Genomic DNA, 21,839 nt, shown 5'->3' with positions numbered 1-21,839 from the left:
TTTTTTTTTTGCTTTTCTACGATCACGGCCGAAGGGTGTCCTGCAGCAACTTGACCTAATTTTTTTGGAAGGTATTCAAAATCGCCTTTACGAACCCGCCCAAAAATTTAGGCAGTTTGATTGTATAAAATTTCATGCCTCATCCCTCCTCAGACACGCTCATCGAATTTATCCGTGACAACATTGCTACGCTCATGTAAACATCCTATGCGTCGTCAGTTTGTCCTATTCCATAGTGAGTCTGAGGGGAAAGCCTATTATGCGCCCGTTATTGGCATCGGATTATCCCTAATATAAATAATAGCCGCTCCAATGACTGCAATTAATAAATAAAAAACAATCGACAGCGCGAAAAATGCAATTCGCATTCCGAGCTTTTCAAATCTCCGGAAAAACCGTATGCCTATGTACAACGCCAACAATGAGAACAGATACCGATAGATATCCGAAATCATCGAGAATAGCGCAAGCATGAGTCCTGCAAGAAAAGTATACAGCAAAAGCCAGAAAGTCGTTTTCAACCGTTCACTCATCGCAGTACCTCCTAACGCAATACCGCGATTGCCGCGGCTCGGTCTAACTCTGAGAACACGGCATTTCCTGCCACAAGCACATTAGCACCAGCCTCACGAATGACCGCTGCCGTAGTCTGATTGACGCCACCATCAACCTGTACATGTACATCATCTAGTCCCTGTTCCTCCAGCATCGCACGAAGCTGACGCAGTTTCACAAGCGAATAAGGAATGAACTTCTGACCTCCAAATCCAGGATTGACCGTCATGATGAGCACGAGATCAAGATCATGCAAAATAGGCTCCAACAAAGAGACGGGAGTTGCCGGATTAATCGCTACGCCGACAGGAAGCCCTTTTTCTCTTATGTAATGAACGGTTCTATGCAAATGCACGCAAGCTTCGGCATGAATAGTAATGCGGTCCGCTCCTGCAGCAATATAGTCCTCAATTGAAAGTTCCGGACGCTCGATCATTAAATGCACATCAAAAGGAAGCTTCGTCACGGGACGGATAGCAGAAATAACTGGCGGTCCAAAAGTTAGATTCGGGACAAAATGCCCGTCCATTACATCAATGTGAATCCAATCTGCTCCTGCTGCTTCGACAGCTTGAACTTCTTCTCCTAGCCTTGCAAAGTTGGCCGATAATATGGATGGGGCAATAATCGTCATCGTTGTTAGTACCTCCGTTTTTTCTCTCTCATCTCCGTCAAAAACAGCAAGTAGTGGTCATGCCTACTTTTCTCTATTTCCCCGCGCTCAACCGCAGCAAGCACGGCGCAGCCGGGTTCGCTTACATGTGTGCAGCCACGGAATTTACAATCGGGAGAAAGCTCGCGCATTTCTACAAAACAATAGCCTAAATCTTCTATTCCGAGCTCCTGAAAGTCCAGCTGGCTAAACCCCGGTGTATCAGCGACTAAGCCGCCTCCAATTTCAATAAGCTCCACATGCCTCGTTGTATGCTTGCCGCGTCCAAGACGGTTGCTGATTTCATTCGTCTCCAGCTTAAGACCAGGAACAATCGCATTAAGCAGCGATGACTTGCCTACTCCTGATTGTCCAGCGAATACGGCCATATGGCCTTTCAACTTTTCTTGAAATGGAGCAATACCTTCTCCAAGGCGAGAGCTTGTCCCGAACACTTCATACCCAAGAGATCTATATATACGATTAACGGAGGCGGCAGAAGCTTGCGCCTCCTCCGTTTCCAAACCTTCATTCTCTAAATCCTGTTTGCTTAAACATAATACCGCTGGTATGCCTGCATGCTCGATATGCACAAGGAACTTATCCAGCAATTGCAAGTTCAGTGCAGGCTCCGTAACCGAAAACACAAGAATCGCAAGATCGATATTAGCAACTGGCGGGCGAATCAGCTCAGAAGAACGAGGCAGCAGCTCCTCAACGGTTCCTTCACCGTTCTCCGTCAAGCTATACATCACGACATCGCCTACAAGCGGCGTTAAGCCCTTATTCTTAAAGACGCCTCTAGCGCGACATTGGACCGTAACTGAGTCCGATGCCGCATTCTCCGCGCGTACGTAGTAGTAACCACTGAGCGCTTTTACTATCGTGCCTTTGAGATGACCCTCTTTGCTATTATGGCTGTTGCTGCTCTTGCTGCTGCTCTTCTTGGATTGGCTCATCATTGTTTTGGGTTACCTCCGTTTGTGTCGGCACTTCTGTTTCCTTCACTTCATTACCCGGAATAGTCAAATCGGATGTATTCGTACCATTGACTATTTCATTGTACGTAATCGTTTTGATGTCAATAAACTGATTATCTCGGAAGACTGTAACTCTGGCTTCCGTATCTGGTGCGACAAGAACGGTTACTGTGAAGGTTTGCATATCTTTAATTTTACGTTTTTCCGATACAATATTTTCACCGCGTGCATCGGAGTATTCAATTCGAACCTCACTTGTTTTACCTGCTTCCGCCGGTGAAATCGTAATGTTAAATTTATGCTCTTTCGCATCGGCCGGAGGTCCTGAGCTGACAAGAAGAGAAAGTTTATCCCCTTTGGATACTTTATCATTAGGTTTGAGTGGATCTTGGCTAATAACAACATCCTTCTCATGTAAATAGCTCGGCTCATATAAAACATCAGTTAGTGTGAGCCCGTACGCTTTGATCAGATCCTTAGCTACATCAAGCGGCTTGTTAACTAAGTCCGGCATCGGAACGGTCTCGCGGCCTTTGCTGACCACGAATTTGAATTCTACCGATTCAGGATTGTATTGTTCACCCGGCATTGGCGATTGCTGAATGATCGTATCTGGAGCTTCCTCACTGAAAACAGGATCATCGACTACAATTTGATCCTCTGTTATACCTAGTGCACCAAGCTCATCAATAGCGGTCTGCAGCGATTTTCCAACATAATTGCCAATATCCTCGAGCTCAGGCCCATCACTCACCGTTAACTGAATAAGGGAGCCTTCCTTTACTCGCATATTCATCTTCGACTGACTTAAAACCTGATCCTTCGGTATTTCCTTGTTATGCTCGCGAAGGATTGGATCTTCTATCATAAGCCCCGCGGCCTCAATCATTTGACGCGCTTCAATTTCGGTTTTGCCTACGACAGAAGGCACGTTTACTTCCGCAACGTCAAGCACCCCAAGAAGTTTGATGAAGCCAAATATAATAAGCCCCAGTATGAGCAGTGTAACACCTACGACAGTAAGTGGTTTTTTCCAGCTCTTGGACTTTGGCTGCAATTCAACTTCTTTTTGCTGCTCATCATTTGCCGAGTTGACAGGCCTCGCGATCTCTTGTGTTTCTGTTGGCCGTATATCGCCACGAATAGCAGGCATAACGCGAGTCTCTTCCAAATCATTAACGTGTGCGAACGTGATTTTCGGTTCCTTCAACCGATCGGGACGAAGGCAGGTATCCAAATCAAGCAGCATTTCATGCGCTGAGTTATAACGTTCGCTAGGATTTTTGCGCATCGCTTTGAGAATGACATTCTCAACGCTTTGCGGAATATGCGGATTAACGATTCGCGGCTCCTCGAAATTTTCCTGCAAATGCTTTAAGGCTACGCTAATTGGGCTCTCCCCAAGAAACGGCAGCTTTGCTGTCAGCATTTGATACAGCACGATCCCAAGCGAATATAAGTCCGACTTTTCTCCGGTATTGATTCCTTTGGCATGCTCAGGGGAAAAATAGTGAACCGATCCGATAACCGAGCCTGTCTGCGTAATAGTGGATGAAGTGACCGCTCTTGCGATACCGAAGTCCGTAACCTTTACGCGTCCATTTTTGCCAATTAGTATATTATGTGGCTTAATATCACGATGAATAATATGATTCTGATGCGCGTGATCGAGCGCGTCTGCAATTTGCATGGCAATGCGCACCGCTTCATCTGGCTGCAACGGCGCACGTTCTTGTATGATTTCGTTCAAATTGTGGCCTTCAATATATTCCATAACGATATAGTGCGTATCTTCTTCTTGTCCTACATCATAAATGCTGACGACATTCGGATGAGATAGCGCAGCTGCTGACTGTGCTTCACGACGGAATCGGCGAATAAATTCTTCGTCATGCACAAATTGCTGCCGCAGCACCTTCACTGCGACCTTTCTATTTAGCAGCACATCATGCGCTTTATATACAAGCGCCATCCCGCCGCCGCCTATGCGAGTCAATATCTCATAACGTCCGCCTAAATCCTGTCCAATCATCCTTGTCACCCCTCTCGATTCGTGCCAGCTGCTTCTTGGAGAAGTACGACAGTTATATTGTCGTCCCCGCCTGCTTGCAGCGCAAGCGAAATGAGATGATCAGCTTTTGCATCCAGCTCAAGTTGATCAGTCGTGACCGTTTGCAGCATTTCCTGATCGCTCACCATATTTGATAATCCATCGCTGCACAGCAACAGCACGTCCTGTGCGGACCATTCTACCGCTTGAACATCGATTTCAACTTGAGAATCCGTACCTACTGCACGAGTCAGTACGTTGCGCCTTGGGTGGTGAGCAGCCTCCTCTGCGCTAAGCTGTCCCGATTTGACCAATTCATTAACAAGTGTGTGATCAGTCGTTATTTGTGTAATGACGCCCTCGGTAATCTTGTAAGCGCGACTGTCTCCCACATGGCCAATAATAGCGTTGTCCTGTTTCACTAAAGCGGCTACTATCGTAGTACCCATGTTCCGATACTGCTCGTTCTGGGAAGCAAGCTCAAAAACAGCGTCATTCGCCTGCGATATCGCTTGTCGAATGAGCATTTTTCCTTCTTGCAGAGATAAGTCCGCTTTAGCGGCGCTTTTCTCAAGCATGCTTCGGAACGCATCAACTGCCCTCTGGCTTGCAACATCCCCAGCCTGATGGCCGCCCATGCCATCGGCTACGATGGCAAGCGTTACCCCATTATTCAGTTGACTTACCCATGATTGGTCTTCATTGACATGACGAACCCGTCCAATATCACTGCGGTTTGCCGTTAACAATCAATCATCACCTCGCTTGAGACTCCATATGTTTCGCTCTTAATTGGCCGCATGCAGCTGCAATGTCATGCCCTTGTTCCCTACGGATCGTAACGCTCACTTTATTTTTCTCGAGTACACGTTGGAATTCAAAAATGTCTTCACGCGGTGTTCTAACATAATTTCGTTCAGGTACATGGTTTACAGGAATCAAGTTTACGTGGCACAACATTCCTTGCAGCACGTCCGCCAGCTCTTGCGCATGTTCAGCTTGATCATTAACTCCACCGATCAAAGCGTACTCAAACGTAATTCTACGGCCAGTCTTCGCAATATAGTTATGACAAGCAGCCATTACGTCAGCAAAAGGAAAACGACGGTTTACCGGCATTAGCTTCGAGCGAAGCGTATCATTTGGCGCATGGATCGATAACGCCAAGTTGATTTGTGTATTCTCCTCGGCAAACTTGTACATGCTTGGCACGATGCCACTGGTAGAAACTGTAATGTGTCGTTGCCCGATGTTAAGACCCTTCTCGTGGATCATGATACGCAAAAAAGCCATCGTTGCATCGTAGTTCTCAAACGGCTCGCCTGATCCCATTATAACGATGCTGGAAACACGTTCTCCAGTAGCATCAAGCATCATCTGCGCTGTCACGACCTGCGCTACGATCTCGCCCGCAGTCAAGTTGCGTTTCAAGCCGCCGAGCGTCGAAGCACAAAACGTACAGCCAATTCGGCAGCCGACCTGTGTCGTTACACAAATACTGTTGCCGTAGTTATGGCGCATAATAACGGTCTCAATCGCATGAGCGTCATGAAGACCAAACAGAAATTTAACAGTTCCATCCTTCGATTCGAACTTTGTAATCTCGCTAAGGGTAATAATCTGGAAGTTCTCCTCCAGCTTATCGCGAAGCGGCTTCGATAGGTTGGACATATCTTCAAAGCTCTTTACCCGCTTCACATATAGCCAATCAAACAGCTGACCGCCGCGAAATGCCGGCTCACCATTATCTGTCATCCATTGTTGAAGCTGTTCGAGCGTGTAGTCATATATGCATGGTTTCATTTCATCACACCTGTACCTTTATAGTAGGCGGCTCAAACAAGCTGAACGCCGCCATCGATTTATTTTACCACAAACGCCCATGTTCAGCCATAAGCTGCGATTATGGACGCTTTATCATCCTTGCTATGAAAAATCCGTCACTGTCAAAATGCTGTGGAAGCAGCTGAGCTTGACCATCAAAATGCTCATCAATAGCGCCAGCTTTCATCAACTGATCAACAATAACCTCTGGCCAATTGCGATCCAATTCAAATTCAGGATGCTCCTGCAAGAACCGTGCTACTTGCTGCTCATTCTCTTCCTTCTCTATCGTGCAAGTGCTGTATACAAGTACACCGCCGGGGCGGACTAAATCACATACAGAATTCAATAAACGCTGTTGAATGGCAGCGATATCCGATACATCACCTGCGGTTTTGGTCCATTTGATTTCCGGTTTGCGTCTAATGACGCCGAATCCAGAGCATGGAGCGTCAAGCAAAACGGCATCCATCGAATGTGGTTTGAAGCGCTCGCCTAGTTTGAGAGCATCCTCGGTAATCGCTTCAACATTGCGCAGCTTCAAACGCTCAGTCTGTGTCACGATTAAGTCGCGTTTATGCGCATGCAAATCGTTCGCCCATACCTTGCCCTTGCCGCCCATCAACTCTGCCAAATGCGCGCTCTTTCCTCCAGGTGCCGCGCAGCAATCCAACACCTGCATGCCGGCTTTTGGCGCTACGACTTCAGCTACCAACATGGAGCTTTCATCTTGTACCGACCATATACCCTCGCGGAATCCGTCCGTATCCGCCAGATTGCCCCCGCGATTAATTGTAATACCAGCAGGCGCAATGACAGAAGGCTCGGCCTCATATCCAGCTGCTTTTAGAAGCTCGATCGCTGCATCGCGATTGCCTCTTAACGTATTTGCACGAACGCTTGTATGCGGATGCTCATTACCTGCTGCGCAGATAGCCTCTGCTTGCTCAGTTCCGTATGCCGCTACCCAGCGGCTTACGAGCCATTCAGGATAAGAGTGACGCAGCGAGATTTGCACGATTGGATCTTTATGTTTAATTTCAGATGGCTGCAGCTCAGCTCTGCCGCGGTCAATACTCCGAAGCACGCCATTAACCATGCCTGAAATACCAGAATGGCCGCGTTTCTTAGCAATTGTAACTGCTTCATTCACAGCAGCGTGTGCCGGAATGCGATCTAAGTACAATAGCTGATAAGCACTCATTCGAAGCAGCTGATGTACCCAAGGCTCAAGCTTATGTAGCCCTTTGGAAACAAAACGGCTAAGCCAGTAATCAAGCGTCACTTGCCGCTGAATCGTACCGTAAACGAGTTCGGTAACAAGACCAGCGTCCGCTCGCTGCAAACCTGCGTCCTGCAATGTCCGATTAAGCTGCAAATTGCTGTATGCGCCGGTTTGTGCGACTTTTACTAATGTATCCATCGCCAGTTCACGCGGAGATTTCACTTTACGAGGTCCTGGCTGCTGCTGGCCATTTTGAACAGGTTGCCCGCCGGCAGAAGGTCGTTTATGTCCCGATTTTGCTTTGGGCTTCCCCTTTGCACGATTGTTGATATTGCGATTAGGGCTTGGCTTTTGTGTACTTTCCGTCATGCTGCTCCACCATCCCCTAGTCGTGTGCCCGCTTCAAGACGCGCACCCTTAAGCCACTCTACAGCGGTCATCGTTCTTTTTCCGGCAGGTTGGATTTCTTTCAACACTAACACGCCTTGGCCCGTTTGAACATGAATGCCGCTGCTGTCTGCTGTAATTACTGTCCCTGGCTCAACAGCAGACTTAACAGCCGCAGCTGCTGAAGGAACTTCGCAATTCCATACTTTGAACACTTCACCGTTTAAGTAGGTAAAGGCTCCAGCCATTGGAGACAAACCTCGCACCTGATTAAAGATGGCACGCGCAGGTCTTGTCCAATCGATTCGCTCATCCTCGCGGGTCAAATTCGGTGCGTAGGTTGCTTGCTCATGCTGCTGCGGCTCGGCTTTCACTTCTCCAGCAACGATAGCCGGTAGCGTCTTGCCAAGCAGATCAGCACCCGCGATACTCAGCTTATCGAACATCGTCCCCGATGTATCCTCATCGGTTATCGGAAGCTCTACCACGCTAATCATATCGCCTGTGTCCAATCCTTCTGCCATATACATGATTGTCACGCCAGTTGAACTCTCACCATTTATGATAGAACGTTGAATAGGAGCACCACCGCGATATTTCGGCAGCAAAGAGCCATGCACGTTGATACAGCCAAAACGCGGAATTTCTAGCAGCGCCTTCGGCAGTATTTGGCCGTAAGCAGCCGTTACAATAAGATCCGGCTTCATCTCGGCAACCATTGCAACCGCTTCTGCACTGCGCATTCGCTCTGGCTGCAGAACTGGCAGACCAAGCGACAACGCCGCTTCCTTTACAGGCGGCGGCGTCAGCGTTTTTTTGCGGCCCTTCGGCCGATCAGGCTGTGTTACAACAGCAACAACGTTATACTGCTGCTCAAGGAGCAGCTTCAAAGAGGGAACGGCAAAATCCGGCGTTCCCATAAATACGATACGCATGAAGCTATTCGCCGCCTTTTCTAGCTCTTTCCGAAATGTCGTAGATACTCTCCGCCAAATCGGTAAACAAAATTCCGTTCAAATGATCGACTTCATGCTGGAACGCGCGCGCGAAGTATCCTGATGCTTGGACTGTAAACGTCTGTCCGCTGCTATCTTGTCCTGTAACCACGATGCGGTCAGCACGAAGCACGTCGCCATTAAGGTTTGGTATGCTCAAGCAGCCCTCAGGACCAAGCTGCTCACCCTCTTGCTCCACGATGACGGGATTAACCATTTCGACCAAACCATTCTCATCGCCTACATCCACAACGATAACCCGTTTGGAAATACCGATTTGAGGTGCTGCAAGTCCCACACCCTCTGCATCGTACATCGTCTCAGCCATATCCTTTAACAACTTTTTCAAGTTTGCATTAAACTTCGTTACTTCCTTAGCCACTTCCCGCAATACCGGATCTGGCTCTTTTACAATTATACGGATACTCATAGTATTCCCTTCCTTTACGTTCATTAAAATAGTAATAGCTATTTATAATATAACTTGTGGATCTACGTCAATACTGAATTGCACCTGACGCTGAGGCGGACCGTCCGTAAACGGGATGAGCGCCTTACGTACAAGAGCTGAAGCATCGATACTCCCACGATATTTTATCACACATTGAAAACGGTAGCGATCTTTCATTCTCGAAATCGGCGATGCTACGGGTCCAAGCACCTCCAGTGCTCTACCAAATCCACTGCTTAGAGAAATAAGGACGCCTTCATTCTCTGCTAATTCTCGCAGATCTGCAGCAAACCGTTCGCTAATGGAAGATAACAATGGTAGCTGTTCATGAGACATCGTAACGAGAATCAGCCTGCAATAAGGCGGATACCCCATTGCGCTGCGATGACGCAGCTCTTCACTCACAAAAGCAGTGTAATCATGCTGCTGAGCCGTTACTACAGCATAATGCTCAGGTGCATAGGTTTGAATGACGACCTCGCCTGGCAAATGATGCCTCCCTGCGCGGCCGGCAACCTGAGTGAGCAATTGAAACGTTCGTTCAGCTGCGCGAAAATCTGGCAAATTAAGCGATGTATCGGCAGCGATGACTCCAACTAGAGTAACGTAAGGAAAATCAAGACCTTTCGCCACCATCTGCGTGCCGAGCAGCACATCCGCTTTTCGCTCTCCAAACTGCTTCAAAAGCTTCTCATGCGAATTTTTTTCTGTGGTCGTATCCACATCCATTCGAATAACACGAATGCCCGGGAACAACTTAGATAGTTCTTCCTCAACCCGCTGCGTTCCTGTTCCAAAATAACGAATATGCTCGCTTTGGCAGGATGGACATGTTGTTGGCGCTTGCTCAGCATGCCCGCAATAATGGCAGCGCAGCGCCCGTGATTTCTGATGATAGGTCAGCGAAATATCACAGTGGGGACAAGCTGCAGTATAGCCGCAGGAGCGGCACATCACAAACGTTGAGTACCCCCGTCTATTAAGCAGCAGAACGGACTGCTCACCGCGCTCGAGCCGCTCAGCAAGCGAGCTGTGCAGCAGACGACTGAACATCGAGCGATTGCCTTCCTTCAGCTCTTCACGCATATCGATAACGGCAACCGGCGGAAGCGGTCTGTCGCCTACACGGCTCGGCATCGGCAGCAATGCCGGTTCACGCCCTTCATCACGAGCTGTTAGCGGCCTGCTCGCAGCAGCAAAGGATTCCAAGGAAGGCGTTGCTGAACCAAGCACAACTGCAGCCCCATGCTGCTTCGCTCTTCGAACTGCTACATCGCGCGCATGATATTTCGGGCTTTCTTCCTGTTTATAGGATGATTCATGTTCTTCATCTATTATAATAAGCCCGATTCTTTCAAAGGGTGCAAAAATAGCCGAGCGTGCTCCAATAGCTACCTGTACTTGGCGGCTGCGAATTTTGCGCCATTCATCATAGCGCTCACCATTTGAAAGCCTGCTGTGCAGCACCGCAACCGCATCTCCAAACCGTCCTTTGAAACGCTCAACCATCTGAGGCGTTAGTGAAATTTCAGGAACGAGCACGATAGCCTGCTTCTCCTGCTCCAAGCAAAATTGGATCGACTGCAAATAGACTTCCGTTTTCCCGCTTCCCGTTACGCCATGCAACAGCATCGTCTGAGGCTCGCCTGCATCCACTGCTCTAACTATACGGTCATACACATCCTTCTGGCCCTCGGTCAGCTCCAGTGGAGTCGTTCGTTCAAACTCTCTGCCAGCATACGGATCGCGCTGCTGCTCCACCTCTCGAAGCTCAAGCAATCCTTTCTCCGCTAGTGAACGAACACTTGCCGCAGAACCTCCAGCCAAAGTGAGCAGCTGCTGCAGCGCAAGTGGTCCACCATGCTCCAGCATAAAGGCAAGAACTTCACGCTGCTTCGCCGCACGGGAAGGCAAAGCTTCCATTTGCACACGTACAGCCTCCACATCCTCTGGCACGTATACCGTCAGCACTTTGCGTACAGCAAGTCGGTCGCGAATTGAAGTCTGTTCGACCAGCACGCCTTCGCGAAGGGCTGCTTTGACGGTTTTTGCATACTCAGGAAAACGCTCCAGGAGTACTTCAAGTTTAACAAGCTGTCCGCTGCTGCCTAGCCATTCCAGCATAGCTGGCGGGAGATCCTCCATCGCAGCTTCCTCATCTTGAATGCCGACTAGCCGTTCTGCCTTCCCTTTCAAAGCTGCGGGTATCATTGCCTGCAGCGCCGTCGTCCATGAACAGCAATATTTATCGCTCATCCACTTCGCAAGCTCGATAAGATCCGGCAATAACGGCGGAACATGATCCAGCAGCTCTGAAATGGGCTTCAAACGATTTAGAGCAACATCTGTCGTCTCCGTCAATTCCGTGACGAATCCCTGCAAGACGCGGCCGCCAAAAGGAACGCCGACGCGGCTGCCGACCTCGATCCACTCTTCAAAGGTTGCAGGCACCTCATAGTCAAACGGCCGATCCGTCTGGCGGCTCGGCACGTCTACAATTACTTTAGCAATCATTAGCCGTTCCCTCCAGGAGACACAAGCCGCCTTGCAATCAACTCCAGCAAGCGATTCGCAACCTCACGTTTAGATAAGAGGGGCATCTGCTCGACAAGTCCTTCTGAGCCAAAAACTTGCACAATATTTGTATCCCCGTTAAAGCCAGCCCCGTCCTTGCTTACATCATTAGCAACCACGAGGTCGCAATGCTTGCGGCGCAGCTTGTCCATCGCATAATGCTCAATCTGCTCGGTCTCCGCTGCAAAACCGACGAGAAACTGCTGCTTCTTGCGCTGCCCAAGCGTCTCCAAAATATCAGTCGTCCGCTCAAGCTCAAGCACAAGTTTCTCGCCGTTTTTCTTGATCTTCTGATCGCTCACAAACGCCGCTCGGTAATCAGCTACCGCAGCCGATTTCACAACAATATCCATTTCGTCATAAACGCTTGTTACAGCTTCAAGCATTTGCTGAGCGGACTCAACATGGATGACCTTAACACCCGCAGGAGGCGATGCTGAGGTGCGGCCAGCAACCAATGTGACATCGGCTCCCATCATCAGTCCCGCTTCTGCAATTGCAAAGCCCATCTTGCCGGACGAATCATTCGTCAAATATCTCACAGGGTCCAGTCGCTCAATCGTCCCGCCTGCGGTGACAAGCATTTTTTTCCCTTTAAGCTTACTGCCTTTGCCGAACCACGAGTCGATCGCAGTTACGATGTCCTCCGGCTCTGCCAGACGTCCTTTAGCGACATAACCGCATGCGAGCTGTCCAGTACCAGGCTCAACGAACATCACGCCGCGTGAAGCAAGCAGCTCCAAATTATTGACAACGGCAGGATGCTCATACATATGTACATTCATCGCAGGGGCAATAAGTATCGGGCATGTAGCCGCAAGAAGCGTTGTGCTAAGCATGTCATCAGCATGGCCTCCGGCTAGCTTAGCTATCGCATTAGCAGTAGCCGGAGCAATCACGATCAGATCCGCGTGATCAGCCAAGTGAATATGAGAAACAACCGCAGGATCTCTCTCATCGAACGTATCGATATATACGGGGTTGCGAGATAACGTTTGCAACGTAAGCGGCGTTATAAATTTTGTTGCCGATTCTGTCATGATGACGTTCACATTCACGCCCGCCTGCACCAGCTTGCTGCAAAGCGCTGCGCCTTTATAGGCAGCTATTCCGCCTGTGATGCCGAGTATAATCGTTTTTCCTTTTAGCATGGTGTATCTCCTGTCGAGCGTAAACGGCTGAGTCCGTCCTTTGGCGGCAATCGCTCGTTCCACAATGAAATATAGCTGCTTTCACACTTTCAATTGCAAACGGCAGTGGCCGCCCTAAGGCGGAAAGCTCGTTACGCGATAAAATGATAAGCTGCATAATAAGTATCTAGCTTATCATGTTTTATTATTTGAAATCTGTAACTTCTGTTTGTAACTTATAATTACTAATTGAGCTACCAATCCTTGCGTTCCCTTAAGCTTGTAATTTGAGCAACATGATGTTTGCCGTGCCAAGCTACAAATCCTAGAAAATAAGCTAAGCCAATTTGACTGCCCTTCTCTGGATGATAAAACATTTTATCGAAATCAGAAGCATCCATGGAACGAAGCAGCAACACCCACCTTGCATAAATGCCCTCTACAATTGCTACGCTGATATCTGTTGATGCTTGTAGGCTGTCAGCGGTTTCTGCCCATCGTTCCCCGTTAAAGGGCTTAATCGTCGGATTGGACTCCGTCAGGGCAAGTTTGAAACGCGTGAAACTATTCATCGAAGCATCTGCCAAATGATGAACAACCTGCCGTAAGCTCCAGCCGCCACTTCGATAAGACGTATCCAACATGTCTTCATCCAAATCTGCCAAAGCCGCTCTAAGCTGTCCTGGAAGCCTCTCAATCTCCACAATCCATTGTTCACGCTGCTTAACCGTCATTCCCTCGAACGAGTACCTGCCAATTGGATAACGTAATTTGTCCATTCCGTTCCCTCCTGTTCATTCGTCCCTACACCTACAAACACTCCTTCTATCATACCATATGCAACAGTAAATTCTAAGTAATCCGTTCACATTTCGAGCTATCTTTTATGTTTTATTAACAATGATTCAGCGCTGCTTTTCTTAGCTGATGGGCTAGTATATATAACTCTGCAATATCAAACCTGCCTATTTCCTCAAACCTTCTTACTGCCTCATCAATATCCACAACATCAACTGCGATGACTTGCTCCCCATCTGGCGGGTTGAGCGGTGCCTCTACGAGATTAACCTCCCCATAGCCGACAAGTCTTACAAAATGAGGATGCGGAATATGCGGCCTATACGGCTCAGAAGCAAATGAACGACATTTAAAGCAACCGAACAACGTGTAAGAAACCAGCTCAGCGCCAAGCTCTTCTTTCACCTCACGAACAAGGGCATCCATATGATGCTCTTTCGGCTCTAAAGTACCTCCTGCAAGCTCCCATCTTCCATCATCAAGCTTCATCACTACATATTGATCGCCAACTGTAGGTATGATGCTAATATTACTAACAGACTCTTCAGCCACTTCATATTCAAGAGAGAAGCAGTTTTCAACCGAACCCATGACGATACCTTTAGACAATGTTGGAAAAGATTGTAGGCTTATGTTCATTTTAATATACGTCCTTATCATCTATTATTGAATATATATATTTTTTACGATTTCAATGATTCCTGCTGAAATGCACATCGCTACAAACACGATAAGAAAACCGATGACAAAGTTCACCAATCCCGAGCGTTTGCGTCTTGGCCTTTCAACGAGCTGATTCACTTTTTTCTCAAGTTTGTCCAATGACTCTTTTATTTCGCGGAGTTCCTGTTCATTTGCCATCATTCTCGCTCTCACAGCCTCTCCTCAAATCGACATCATCCAATCAAACTCGCTTTTCATCAATACTTCGTAAGCATCAGCTACAGACCCAATCATTCATTCCAATTGTATAATTCCCATGCTTTAGAAAAGAAAAAGGAGTGTAATACTGTCTCCAGTATACACTCCGCTGTTCTGTTTACTATGATATAACCAATCTTAATCCTCTTTTGTTGCTAGGTTTTCCACTTGGAGAATGTCACCGTAGATCTCTTCTAGTGCAACACCTACATACTTGCGGGAGCGCGGGTTTTTAAGTTCCGACTTGTCTCCGTTGCGAAGCATGCGAGCGCGTCTGGAAGCTGCTACGACAAGCGTGTATTTACTGTCAACTTTTTTCACCATTTCATCAATGGACGGATATAACATCGTTCATTCTCCTCACTCATGCTTTCTCAATTGCGGCAACCATTCCCGAAACGTAAGGTAAATATCTTTCCCTGCGGCAATGCTCTGCAATCATTATGCTGCGAATACGATCGCATGCAGCATCTATCTCATCATTCAATACCGCATAGTCGTAGTGACCGAGCAAATTCATTTCCTCAACGGCCACAGACATGCGATTATTGATCGTATCCAATGATTCCGTACCACGTCCGGTAATTCGCTGCTTCAGCTCATCCAAAGATGGTGGCAATAGAAATACGAAAATACCTTCGGGAAACTTTTGTTTCACCTTGAGCGCTCCCTGTACCTCGATCTCCAAAATAACATCCTTGCCGCTCTCTAAAGTGCGTTCAACAAAATCACGCGGTGTACCGTAGTAATTACCAACATATTCAGCATGCTCCAAAAGTGCGTCTCGCGCAATCATATCCTGGAACTGCTCCCTGCTTTTGAAAAAATAATTCACGCCATCCACTTCACCCTGACGCGGCATTCTGGTCGTCGCCGACACAGAGTAAACCAGCTCAGGAACCTTGTTGCGAAGAACGGAACAAACTGTTCCTTTGCCAACCCCTGAAGGGCCGGACAATACAATTAACAATCCTTTATCCATATTACTCCCCGTACTATTCGTCGTTATCGTCGTCCTTAGTGGATAATCGGTGCGCAACTGTTTCTGGCTGAACTGCCGATAAAATCACATGATCACTATCCGTAATAATAACAGCCCGTGTGCGACGGCCATATGTAGCATCAATCAGCATATGTCGGTCACGAGCTTCTTGAATGATCCTCTTAATCGGAGCCGATTCAGGGCTTACGATTGATATAATGCGATTTGCAGATACAATATTACCAAATCCGATATTAATAAGTTTAATAGCCAAGCCTCGTTCCTCCTCCGCCTACGGTCTTCCCTTGTGCATCTGTCTACAAATGTTCAAATACCTTTTATATTTTATAAATGTGAATACGACAAGTTCGCGTTCTTGCCAAATACCGACAGAACTACTGCACTATTGTTGACGAAAAAAGTGTCGGACATACTTCCTTTGCAGCCTATAGCAGCCATCATACACGATTTTAGGGTGCCTGTCCTTACCACGCTGAACATGTGCGGCATCTGTATCCAAATTTCATTTTAATTGATTTTTCACGAACGAACAAGCGAAAATGCGAAAACAAGCAAAAAAAGGCTGTTTTCGCATCTATTTTATCTATTTAGTTGGATACGCTCTATCTTCTGCCAAACGTAATTTGTAAGCTGAACACCCATATCATAAAACATAAATGGCGTGATTAAATATATGCCATTAAAATGCGGCAAAGCAACGTCGAGCAGCTCCTTCGCAATTTGCACGCCTTCCGCTCGGCCCGCCTCCCCTTCAAGACCCGCCATGCGCTGGCGTACCTCATCAGAAAGCTGGATGCCAGGCACCTCGTTATGCAAATATTCAGCATTGCGTCCGCTAGCTAGCGGCATAATTCCGATAAAAACAGGAACGGATAAATGCTTAGTTGCATCTGCGATTCGTTCAATCAAACTAGGATCATAGACAGGCTGCGTCATAATATAATCTGCACCCGACGTAATTTTTCGTTCAAGTCGTTGAACCGCTTTGTCTAAATGCTTCACATTAGGATTGAATGCGGCGCCAACAACAAATTTTGCTTTTTGCTTAAGCGGTTTTCCTGAGAAGGCTGTTCCGTCATTCAACTGCTTAATCATACGAATCATCTCGAATGAAGTAAGGTCATAAACGGAGCTCGAATCCGGCAAATCGCCAAACCGGGCAGGATCTCCGGTTACGGCCAGTACATGATCAATATCGAGTGCATCCAATCCCATCATATGTGACTGTGTGCCAATCAAGTTGCGATCCCGGCAAGCAATATGCACGAGCGGACGAATGCCTACTTTCTCCTGTACAAGTGCTGCAAGCGCAATGTTGCTCATACGTGTAACAGCAAGCGAATTGTCTGCCATCGTAACCGCATCCGCCTTCACTTCTTTCAAAGCGGCTGCGCCAGCCATGAATTTGCGAATATCCAAATCACGAGGCGGGTCAAGCTCAACAATGACGGTGTGGCGCTTCTTAACCAAATCTACGATATTCGGCTCCTGCACCGTTTGTTTCGAGTCTATTGTGTCAACTGGCTTCTCAACTGGCTTTACGACAATCTTCTCTACAGCTGCCGAATTTGCAGCTGCTTGTCCGATTTGTGGAATATAACCATCAAGCGCCTCAGCAATCGCTTTAATATGCTCAGGCGTCGTACCGCAGCAGCCTCCGATCAGCCGGGCGCCACGATCAGCAAAGCGCAGGGCTGTCTCTGCAAAATACTCTGGTCCTGCGGGATACGTATATTTACCATCGATATAATCAGGTATACCTGCGTTCGGATAAACCGATAATGGCAATCCGATCGGTCCTGTTATCGAGTCGATCGCTCTCATAATTCCGTTCGGACCGCTGCGGCAGTTAAAACCAACCATATCAGCGCCCTCTTCTTGAAGCAGATCGAATGCTCCTTTCATGCCATTCCCATCCTGTGTTCGGCCAACATCTTCGACTGCAAACTGGCAAATAACCGGAACGTCTGATGCTGCTCTTGCAATCCGAAGTGCAAGCAGCATCTCATCCAGGTCATAGAAGGTTTCAAGCAGAAGCCCGTCCACACCCTCATCAAGCAGCGCATGCATTTGTCGCTGGTAAGCTTCAATTACTTTAGCTGTTCGCAAATTTTTCAGTTTGCCATCACGAATGGAGCCAACCGCGCCTACAACATAGGCATCAATGCCGATTGCTGCACGGGCTGCGCGAACGCCGGCACGATTGATTGCATCCATTTCGTCCTCTAAGCCATATTTCGAGAGCTTCTCTAAATTGGCTGAAAACGTATTCGTCTCGATCACGCGCGCGCCAGCTTCATAGTAGCGACGGTGAATATTTTCAATTACATCGGGACGATTCGTATTGATTTCCTCATAAGAAACGCCGACAGGGAACCCCATCTGATATAGATAGGTTCCCATTGCGCCGTCCCCGGTCAAGATACGCTGCTGAAGCGCTTCCCTCAAATCCGGTTTCATTATATTCATACCACCCATCTTACTTTGCTCTTAAAACTCGCCGCAGAATGATACTGCAGCTGGACCAGTCATATATACGTGATTATCCGATTCGTTCCATTCAATCAAAAGGTCGCCGCCTTTGAGTGAAACAGTTGCTGTCCGATCCGTTGCGCCAGTTAGCACGGAAGCGACCACAGTAGCGCAAGCGCCGGTACCGCAAGCTAGCGTAGGACCTGCACCGCGTTCCCAAACGCGCATGTCGGTATGCGTACGGGAATTTACGGTAACGAACTCTACATTGATTTTACGCGGAAATAAAGGATGTGTCTCAAGTTTCGGACCCCATGTGCTTAAATCAAAATTAACAGCATCCTCGACATAGATGACACAGTGAGGATTACCCATCGATACAGCAGTAAAACGGAATTCACGACCGTCCACCTCAATCGGATGTTCAACGACTTGTTCAGCATCAATAGTTGTTGGTACGCGTTGGCCATTTAGAATTGGCTCTCCCATGTCCACTCGTACGGTTGACACTTTGCCATTCGAAACAGTAAGTTGAACCTTTTGAGCACCTGCTCCTAATGTTTCGATTGTAATCTCTTCTTTATCGGTTAAGCCATTATCATACACATATTTAGCGACGCAGCGAATCGCATTGCCGCATTGCTCAGCTTCAGAACCATCGGAATTTATAATGCGCATACGGAAATCCGCGACCTCTGAAGGTAGAATATAGACGAGACCATCTGCCCCGATTCCAAAAAACCGGTTGCAAAGCTGTATAGCTAAATCCGCAACATTTTCAGGAAGCTGCTGCTCGCCTGCAATCACCACAAAGTCATTTCCCAAACCGTTCATTTTTGTAAAAATCATCTGAATGCCCTCTCCTTGCTACATCTCTAGGTATGATAAAGCTATGATTAATTCTTAATAGCATACCTCAAAGCAAGGAGAAAGGCTATTCATAATTTGTATCATGATTTGTATTTTTTCGTTATCTTGCCGCGGTTTGAGGCCCTAACGGCCATTTCGTTTTACCTTTATTTTTCTTGGACGTACCGAATACGCTGCCAATTCCCATTAAGAAAGTAGGAATTCCCGCTGCTACGAATACTAGACACCATTCACGGAAGTTAAGTGGAACGGTTTTGAAGATTGGCTGCAAGGCATCGATATAAAGCACACCGATCATCAACACAAGCGAAGATATTACGGCAAGCACCAAATATTTATTTTGGAACGGATTACGGTGAAAAATAGAGCGAGAGCTTCTGCAGTCAAAAACATGGATGAGCTGTGCCATAACGAGGGTAGCGAAAGCTACCGTCTGAGCCTTCATTAGATGCGCTGCATTGCTTGGACCGTCCTGAAGCGTAATCCAGAAAGCGCCAAGCGTACATACACCTATCAAAATGCCTCGACTTATAATTTTCCAACCAAGCCTGCGGGAGAAGATGCTCTCCTTTGCCGAACGAGGTTTTTGCTGCATTAAATCCTTTTCCGCCTGATCTACACCAAGCGCCATTGCAGGCAGACCGTCCGTGACAAGATTGACCCACAAAATTTGAATCGGAACGAGCGGAAGCGGCAATCCCGCCATCATCGCAAGAAACATAACAAGTATTTCTCCAACGTTGGAAGCTAATAAATAACGGATGAACTTACGAATATTTTCGTAAATTCCTCTTCCTTCTTCAATTGCAGCTACGATCGTTGAGAAGTTGTCATCACTCAGGACTAGTGCAGACGCTTCCTTCGATACGTCAGTCCCAGTTATACCCATAGAAATTCCGATATCTGCTGCTTTTATCGCTGGAGCATCATTTACGCCGTCACCTGTCATCGCTACGACATGACCTTGGCGCTGCAGTGCCTTGACGATACGTAATTTATGCTCAGGGGAAACACGCGCGTATACATATATATTGTCTACGAGACGGTCAAGCTGTTCATCGGACATCTCTTCCAGCTGTCTGCCGCTCATTGCGATGCCGCCGCGCGGCATAATGCCTAGTTGACCTGCAATCGCTTCTGCTGTCAGCTGATGATCTCCGGTAATCATAACCGTCTTAATTCCCGCACGTCTGCAGTTCGTAATCGCTTCTTTCACCTCACGACGAGGCGGATCGATCATTCCGGTCAAACCTACGAATACAAGCTGGCTTTCCACATCTTCTTCCGTTTCACAAGCGTCAGCTGCGCGCAAATCACGGTAAGCAAGACCCAGCACGCGAAGCGCTGACTGCGCCATATGCTCGCCCGCCTCAGCGCATTTGCGCTTCAGCGTCGCTGTGAATGGAACGACCTTGCCTTCCCACAGTACATAGGAGCAATGATCCATCAGCAAATCAGGAGCTCCTTTGGTGCAAATAAGGCGTCCGCCTTGATGCGAGACAACAACTGACATCCGTTTACGCTCCGAGTCAAACGGAAATTCCTTCTCTCGTTTATAAAGATGTTCCAATGATTTGGCAGAGGAACCAAGCTTAGCCGAAAGAACTGCAAGCGCGCCCTCAGTCGGATCCCCCTTAAGTACCCACTCTTCTTGCAACTCCTTGTTTCTGCGCTTGCCCGTTTCTACCGCTTCCACTTTTGATAGTTGTGCGTTATTGCACAAGGCACTTACTTGGAGGAGACGTTTGATAGACAGATCATGCTTAATATCAAGTGCATTGCCAGCTTCATAAATTGCGCCGGTTGGAACGTACCCCTCGCCGCTTACTTCAAGCTGTCTACCGCCGATCCATACATGAGTAACAGTCATTTTGTTTTGCGTCAGCGTCCCTGTTTTGTCCGAGCATATTACCGACGCACAGCCAAGAGTTTCAACCGATGGCAGCTTGCGAACGATTGCTTTGCGTTTAATCATCCGCTGTACTCCAAGAGCTAGGGCGATGGTCACGATCGCTGGCAACCCCTCTGGAATGGCGGCTACTGCCAAGCTAACACCTGCAAGGAACATGCCATACGGTGGTTGGCCATGCAATATCCCTGCAATAACAACCATAATTGTCAGACCTATCGCCACAACAATTAATATTTTGCCTAATTGCTCTAAACGATGCTGCAGCGGCGTTTCCATCGATTCAGTCTGCTGGATCAGATCTGCAATTTTACCCATTTCTGTATCCATGCCCGTACGAATAACAACAGCGCGAGCAGTCCCCCTTGTGAGCATCGTGCCCATGAAGCCCATGTTGCGCTGATCACCCAAAGGCAAGTCATCCTCTGCGATCGTTGCAGCATGTTTACCAACAGGTACAGATTCGCCCGTCAAAGCCGACTCCTCCACATAACAGCTGTTTGCTTCAAGCAGCCGCACATCGGCCGGAATCCGGTCTCCGCTTTCCAAATAAATAAGATCGCCTGCCACAAGTTCTTTCGCTGGGATGGTCAATAGTTCCCCTCCGCGAATAACCTTGGCTGTTGGGGCGGATAATTCCTTAAGCGCCCGCAGTGAGCGTTCGGAACGAAATTCCTGAACGAATCCTAGTACGGCGTTTAGAGCAATGATCGCAACAATCGTTATTGCATCTAGATATTCACCAAGTAAACCTGAAATTAAAGTTGCGCCCATTAGAACGAGTACCATAAAATCCTTAAATTGATTAAGGAACAACAAAATCGGCGAGACACGCTTGCCCTCAGACAATTCATTTTTCCCATTTTCTTCTAGACGTTGTGCTGCAGCCGACGTAGTCAGCCCTTGATCTGGGGAGCTGAGTAATGCGTCAATCAGCTCAATCGTCCCCATTTGATGCCATTTCATTTGTTCCATGGTATAACTCCCTCCTATAATATGCCGAGCCAAGCAGCTAAGATGTCGGCCCTTCGGACAGCCTTTAT

General features: G+C 47.7%; 21 protein-coding genes. All 21 read right to left on the bottom strand.

Annotated elements, in window-relative coordinates; all coding sequences use genetic code 11:
- Positions 1 to 55: 55 nt before the first annotated feature.
- The 21 genes from spoVM to AC787_RS27200 all read right to left on the bottom strand — a co-directional run bounded on the left by spoVM (position 56) and on the right by AC787_RS27200 (position 21,771).
- Entirely contained in the window at positions 56 to 136 is an 81-nt protein-coding gene (spoVM, locus tag AC787_RS27300; RefSeq protein ID WP_010345573.1) for a stage V sporulation protein SpoVM, read from the bottom strand.
- Between the two features lie 121 nt (positions 137 to 257).
- Complete coding sequence (locus tag AC787_RS27295) at positions 258 to 533, bottom strand: hypothetical protein (protein ID WP_054028075.1); 276 nt, start codon at positions 531 to 533, stop codon at positions 258 to 260.
- 11 nt (positions 534 to 544) lie between these two features.
- Positions 545 to 1,189, bottom strand: a complete 645-nt coding sequence (gene rpe / locus AC787_RS27290) for a ribulose-phosphate 3-epimerase (protein ID WP_054028074.1) — start codon at positions 1,187 to 1,189, stop codon at positions 545 to 547.
- A gap of 5 nt (positions 1,190 to 1,194) precedes the next feature.
- Positions 1,195 to 2,169, bottom strand: a complete 975-nt coding sequence (gene rsgA, locus AC787_RS27285) for a ribosome small subunit-dependent GTPase A (RefSeq protein WP_235561133.1) — start codon at positions 2,167 to 2,169, stop codon at positions 1,195 to 1,197.
- Complete coding sequence (gene pknB, locus AC787_RS27280; protein WP_054028073.1) at positions 2,120 to 4,219, bottom strand: Stk1 family PASTA domain-containing Ser/Thr kinase; 2,100 nt, start codon at positions 4,217 to 4,219, stop codon at positions 2,120 to 2,122. Before pknB ends, rsgA begins: the two co-directional genes overlap by 50 nt.
- A gap of 5 nt (positions 4,220 to 4,224) precedes the next feature.
- Positions 4,225 to 4,986, bottom strand: a complete 762-nt coding sequence (locus tag AC787_RS27275; protein WP_054028072.1) for a Stp1/IreP family PP2C-type Ser/Thr phosphatase — start codon at positions 4,984 to 4,986, stop codon at positions 4,225 to 4,227.
- 7 nt (positions 4,987 to 4,993) lie between these two features.
- Positions 4,994 to 6,040, bottom strand: coding sequence for a 23S rRNA (adenine(2503)-C(2))-methyltransferase RlmN (rlmN, locus tag AC787_RS27270; protein ID WP_054028071.1), 1,047 nt, complete (start codon positions 6,038 to 6,040; stop codon positions 4,994 to 4,996).
- Between the two features lie 100 nt (positions 6,041 to 6,140).
- On the bottom strand, positions 6,141 to 7,655 hold the full coding sequence (gene rsmB, locus AC787_RS27265; RefSeq protein ID WP_063847680.1) for a 16S rRNA (cytosine(967)-C(5))-methyltransferase RsmB: 1,515 nt from the start codon (positions 7,653 to 7,655) through the stop codon (positions 6,141 to 6,143).
- Positions 7,652 to 8,608 (bottom strand): methionyl-tRNA formyltransferase, encoded by a 957-nt coding sequence (gene fmt, locus AC787_RS27260; protein ID WP_054028070.1) that lies wholly within the window; start codon positions 8,606 to 8,608, stop codon positions 7,652 to 7,654. Before fmt ends, rsmB begins: the two co-directional genes overlap by 4 nt.
- A gap of 4 nt (positions 8,609 to 8,612) precedes the next feature.
- Complete coding sequence (gene def, locus AC787_RS27255) at positions 8,613 to 9,098, bottom strand: peptide deformylase (RefSeq protein ID WP_054028069.1); 486 nt, start codon at positions 9,096 to 9,098, stop codon at positions 8,613 to 8,615.
- Positions 9,099 to 9,140: 42 nt separating this feature from the next.
- Positions 9,141 to 11,633, bottom strand: coding sequence for a primosomal protein N' (gene priA, locus AC787_RS27250; protein ID WP_054028068.1), 2,493 nt, complete (start codon positions 11,631 to 11,633; stop codon positions 9,141 to 9,143).
- Positions 11,633 to 12,844 (bottom strand): bifunctional phosphopantothenoylcysteine decarboxylase/phosphopantothenate--cysteine ligase CoaBC, encoded by a 1,212-nt coding sequence (gene coaBC / locus AC787_RS27245; RefSeq protein WP_054028067.1) that lies wholly within the window; start codon positions 12,842 to 12,844, stop codon positions 11,633 to 11,635. The genes priA and coaBC overlap by 1 nt, the downstream gene beginning before the upstream one ends.
- Before the next feature lie 233 nt (positions 12,845 to 13,077).
- Positions 13,078 to 13,602 carry a YfiT family bacillithiol transferase gene (locus AC787_RS27240; RefSeq protein WP_054028066.1) on the bottom strand — a complete coding sequence of 175 codons (525 nt, stop codon included), beginning with the start codon at positions 13,600 to 13,602 and terminating at the stop codon, positions 13,078 to 13,080.
- Positions 13,603 to 13,717: 115 nt separating this feature from the next.
- Positions 13,718 to 14,260, bottom strand: a complete 543-nt coding sequence (locus AC787_RS27235; protein WP_152970759.1) for an NUDIX domain-containing protein — start codon at positions 14,258 to 14,260, stop codon at positions 13,718 to 13,720.
- 24 nt (positions 14,261 to 14,284) lie between these two features.
- A complete protein-coding gene (locus AC787_RS27230) occupies positions 14,285 to 14,497 on the bottom strand; it encodes a hypothetical protein (protein ID WP_152970758.1) in 213 nt (70 codons plus the stop codon).
- A 183-nt stretch (positions 14,498 to 14,680) separates the two neighbouring features.
- Entirely contained in the window at positions 14,681 to 14,890 is a 210-nt protein-coding gene (gene rpoZ, locus AC787_RS27225; RefSeq protein WP_053375625.1) for a DNA-directed RNA polymerase subunit omega, read from the bottom strand.
- A gap of 16 nt (positions 14,891 to 14,906) precedes the next feature.
- Complete coding sequence (gene gmk, locus AC787_RS27220) at positions 14,907 to 15,524, bottom strand: guanylate kinase (protein WP_054028064.1); 618 nt, start codon at positions 15,522 to 15,524, stop codon at positions 14,907 to 14,909.
- 13 nt (positions 15,525 to 15,537) lie between these two features.
- The gene (gene remA / locus AC787_RS27215; RefSeq protein ID WP_005548256.1) at positions 15,538 to 15,798 is read right to left on the bottom strand and encodes an extracellular matrix/biofilm regulator RemA; all 261 of its coding nucleotides are present in this window, start codon (positions 15,796 to 15,798) and stop codon (positions 15,538 to 15,540) included.
- Between the two features lie 326 nt (positions 15,799 to 16,124).
- The gene (locus AC787_RS27210; RefSeq protein WP_054028221.1) at positions 16,125 to 18,005 is read right to left on the bottom strand and encodes a bifunctional homocysteine S-methyltransferase/methylenetetrahydrofolate reductase; all 1,881 of its coding nucleotides are present in this window, start codon (positions 18,003 to 18,005) and stop codon (positions 16,125 to 16,127) included.
- 30 nt (positions 18,006 to 18,035) lie between these two features.
- The gene (dapF, locus tag AC787_RS27205) at positions 18,036 to 18,866 is read right to left on the bottom strand and encodes a diaminopimelate epimerase (protein ID WP_054028063.1); all 831 of its coding nucleotides are present in this window, start codon (positions 18,864 to 18,866) and stop codon (positions 18,036 to 18,038) included.
- A gap of 121 nt (positions 18,867 to 18,987) precedes the next feature.
- Positions 18,988 to 21,771, bottom strand: a complete 2,784-nt coding sequence (locus AC787_RS27200) for a calcium-translocating P-type ATPase, SERCA-type (RefSeq protein WP_054028062.1) — start codon at positions 21,769 to 21,771, stop codon at positions 18,988 to 18,990.
- Between the last annotated feature and the right edge of the window lie 68 nt (positions 21,772 to 21,839).

Source organism: Bacillus sp. FJAT-28004 (genome assembly GCF_001280845.1).
Lineage (GTDB): Bacteria > Bacillota > Bacilli > Paenibacillales > Paenibacillaceae > Pristimantibacillus.
This window is presented reverse-complemented; position numbering and strand designations above follow the sequence as displayed.

Coding starts and splice junctions, on each gene's coding strand:
- spoVM (WP_010345573.1), bottom strand. CDS start 136: ATGAAATTTTATACAATCAAACTGCCTAAATTTTTGGGCGGGTTCGTA.
- AC787_RS27295 (WP_054028075.1), bottom strand. CDS start 533: ATGAGTGAACGGTTGAAAACGACTTTCTGGCTTTTGCTGTATACTTTT.
- rpe (WP_054028074.1), bottom strand. CDS start 1,189: ATGACGATTATTGCCCCATCCATATTATCGGCCAACTTTGCAAGGCTA.
- rsgA (WP_235561133.1), bottom strand. CDS start 2,169: ATGATGAGCCAATCCAAGAAGAGCAGCAGCAAGAGCAGCAACAGCCAT.
- pknB (WP_054028073.1), bottom strand. CDS start 4,219: ATGATTGGACAGGATTTAGGCGGACGTTATGAGATATTGACTCGCATA.
- rlmN (WP_054028071.1), bottom strand. CDS start 6,040: ATGAAACCATGCATATATGACTACACGCTCGAACAGCTTCAACAATGG.
- rsmB (WP_063847680.1), bottom strand. CDS start 7,655: ATGACGGAAAGTACACAAAAGCCAAGCCCTAATCGCAATATCAACAAT.
- fmt (WP_054028070.1), bottom strand. CDS start 8,608: ATGCGTATCGTATTTATGGGAACGCCGGATTTTGCCGTTCCCTCTTTG.
- def (WP_054028069.1), bottom strand. CDS start 9,098: ATGAGTATCCGTATAATTGTAAAAGAGCCAGATCCGGTATTGCGGGAA.
- priA (WP_054028068.1), bottom strand. CDS start 11,633: ATGATTGCTAAAGTAATTGTAGACGTGCCGAGCCGCCAGACGGATCGG.
- coaBC (WP_054028067.1), bottom strand. CDS start 12,844: ATGCTAAAAGGAAAAACGATTATACTCGGCATCACAGGCGGAATAGCT.
- AC787_RS27240 (WP_054028066.1), bottom strand. CDS start 13,602: ATGGACAAATTACGTTATCCAATTGGCAGGTACTCGTTCGAGGGAATG.
- AC787_RS27235 (WP_152970759.1), bottom strand. CDS start 14,260: ATGAACATAAGCCTACAATCTTTTCCAACATTGTCTAAAGGTATCGTC.
- rpoZ (WP_053375625.1), bottom strand. CDS start 14,890: ATGTTATATCCGTCCATTGATGAAATGGTGAAAAAAGTTGACAGTAAA.
- gmk (WP_054028064.1), bottom strand. CDS start 15,524: ATGGATAAAGGATTGTTAATTGTATTGTCCGGCCCTTCAGGGGTTGGC.
- AC787_RS27210 (WP_054028221.1), bottom strand. CDS start 18,005: ATGAAACCGGATTTGAGGGAAGCGCTTCAGCAGCGTATCTTGACCGGG.
- dapF (WP_054028063.1), bottom strand. CDS start 18,866: ATGATTTTTACAAAAATGAACGGTTTGGGAAATGACTTTGTGGTGATT.
- AC787_RS27200 (WP_054028062.1), bottom strand. CDS start 21,771: ATGGAACAAATGAAATGGCATCAAATGGGGACGATTGAGCTGATTGAC.